At 55.4% G+C, this 2,507-nt stretch carries 3 protein-coding genes and 1 pseudogene; all 4 read right to left on the bottom strand.

Annotated features, from left to right (window positions below; translation table 11 throughout):
* A pseudogene (locus tag ACRC1E_RS07965) lies at positions 1–437 on the bottom strand (protocatechuate 3,4-dioxygenase); the annotation flags it as partial.
* The gene (ligA, locus tag ACRC1E_RS07970) at positions 437–880 is read right to left on the bottom strand and encodes a protocatechuate 4,5-dioxygenase subunit alpha (protein WP_438514569.1); all 444 of its coding nucleotides are present in this window, start codon (positions 878–880) and stop codon (positions 437–439) included. The pseudogene ACRC1E_RS07965 and the gene ligA, both read right to left, overlap by 1 nt.
* 3 nt (positions 881–883) lie before the next feature.
* The gene (locus ACRC1E_RS07975; RefSeq protein ID WP_438514570.1) at positions 884–1,798 is read right to left on the bottom strand and encodes an amidohydrolase family protein; all 915 of its coding nucleotides are present in this window, start codon (positions 1,796–1,798) and stop codon (positions 884–886) included.
* Between the two features lie 20 nt (positions 1,799–1,818).
* Positions 1,819–2,507 (bottom strand): 4-carboxy-4-hydroxy-2-oxoadipate aldolase/oxaloacetate decarboxylase (gene ligK, locus ACRC1E_RS07980; protein WP_438514571.1); only part of this gene is annotated, 689 nt, incomplete at its 5' end.

Raw genomic sequence — 2,507 nt, forward strand, 5'->3', positions numbered from 1 at the left:
ATGATTTTGCATGGCCAGGCGTCGGTTTGACCGAACATCAGCGACAGTGGCACGGTCAGACCGTGATCGACTTCCATCTTGTTGACTAGGGTCAGATCAAAATCGTCCTGAATGACAGACTGAGCGATGTGCGCCGCCAATTCTGGATGACCATGAACGGTCGGTACCGGCCGCGGGCCCCAGCCTTCGTCGGCGACCTTAAATTCGCTGCCGGTGCCGAGCGCAAAAGTCGGGATCAAGTCGAGCGAAAAGGCCGTTGCGTGGTCGTTGTAAACCAAAAAGACGACATCGGGCTTACTATCCTTAATCCACTGTTTGGCGTAGTCGTAGCCTGAGAACACCGGCTTCCAGTAATCCTCTCCTGCTTTGCCAAGATCAAGTGCAGCACCGATGGCCGGCACATGCGAGGTATAAACTGAGGCAGTAATGCGTGCCATTATTGCTTTCCTTTCTGTTCGGCCCAACCTTGTGGCTGGTGGTGGGGTTGTGCATCACCTTCTTCACCCAGATAACGATTGCCTTCTGCGGAGCGGCCGCCATTGACCATCATGTCGCGATACTCCTCCTCGCTCATACCGGTCATAGAGCCGGCCATCTGCTGAAAGCTCTTGCCGTCAGTGGCACCTATCTTGGCTAGAAAATAGATATTGCCACCGGTGCGCATACACCAATTGAGGTCACGGGCCAGCACAGCTTGTTTCTGTTCTTCGCTCATCAGCCAGGTATCGAGATAGGCACGCTCGTCTGCCTTGAAGCAGGCTCGGTTCTCCGCCTGCATCAGCGACATGCAAAACTGGTTTAACCAGTAGCCTTTACGCGATTGTTCGGCATCGAAGATGATGGTTCCTGGTATATCTTGGTACGGTTTTTCAAGCGCCATTATTTACACCTCTTCTGGCCAGTAAAGCCGCATCGGATTATCGACCAACATCTTTTGCTGCAATTCTGACGTTGGTGCGATGTGCGGGATGAAGTCGACCAGCAAACCGTCGTCCGGCATGTGGTCCTTGAGATTGGGGTGCGGCCAGTCCGTCCCCCACAATACGCGATTTGGGAATTCTTCGACTACCCGCCGAGCGAATGGCACTACATCGGCGTAGGCGTTACGTTCGCCACTCAGCGCTTTGGGACCGGTGACCGACAGACGCTCCGGGCAGCTGACTTTGCTCCAGACATTAGGATGCTCACGCATAAACGTCAGGAACAGCTCAAACTCCGAGCTATCGACCGACTTCGCGACATCAGGCCGGCCCATATGATCGACCACGATCGTAGTTGGCAGTGATGTAAAAAAATCCCACAGCTCAGGCAGGTCGACCGACTCGAAGTAGATCACAACATGCCAGCCCAACTTGGCGATACGACCAGCAATTTCCAGCAGTTCGTCCTTAGGCGTGAAATCGACCAGACGCTTGACGAAATTGAAGCGGACACCGCGGACACCAGCATCGTGCATCGCCTGCAGTTCGGCATCACTGACACTACGGCGTACGGTCGCTACACCACGGGCTTTTCCTGCGCTATTGCGTAACGCATCGAGCAGCGCCCGATTGTCGGCTCCGTGGCAGGTGGCCTGAACGACGACGTTGCGGTCAAAGCCAAGATGTTCGCGTAGGGCATAGAGCTGGTGCTTACTGGCATCACAGGGGGTGTATTTACGTTCCGGCGCATAGTTAAACTCACCACCTGGTCCGAAAACATGGCAGTGCGCATCGATAGCGCCGGCTGGCAGCTTAAAATTCGGTTTTGAGGGAACAGCGCACCAGTCAAGCCAGCCGGAAGTTTTAGTAAATTCCATGACTTTTTTGTCGTACCTGTTTAGTCTATGTACTTGAGGCCGGCATTGGCCAGCGGCTCACGCAGCGAATACATGTCAAGGCCCAGTTCACCCGCGGCAAAACGTGCACGCTTGGCGACCTCATTGTTCTCGCGCGCTTCAGCCGCATCGGCGACCCGTTGCGCTAAGGCTGCCGGTACAACGACAACTCCATCATCGTCGGCAACCACCACATCCCCAGGGTTGACGATGGCTCCAGCGCAGACCACGGGAATATTCACTGAGCCAAGCGTGGCACGGGTACAGCCCTTGGCATGGATGGCACGGCTGAATACTGGAAAGCCCATGGCCGTCAGATCTTTCACATCGCGCACACCGCCGTCGATGATCAGGCCCTTGGCTCCGCGTGACTTGTAAGACGTCGCGAGTAAATCACCGAAGAAACCATCTGTGCTATCTGCGGTACAGGCCGCGACGCAGATATCGCCCGGTTGCAATAGCTCCGCGGCGACGTGCAGCATCCAATTGTCACCGGGCTGCATCAGAACCGTCACAGCCGGACCGCAGATATGGGCACCACTGTAGATCGGACGAATGTTAGGCTTCATCAGGCCGACTCGGCCCATCGCCTCATGAATGGTGGCAACACCCAAGCGAGACAGCCTCTCTACTGCGATACGGTCAGCGCGCTCAATGTTACGTTTTGCAATTCCCAGATTGTTCAGGCTCA

Origin of the sequence: Craterilacuibacter sp., assembly GCF_051659485.1 — a bacterium.
Classification (GTDB): domain Bacteria; phylum Pseudomonadota; class Gammaproteobacteria; order Burkholderiales; family Chromobacteriaceae; genus Craterilacuibacter.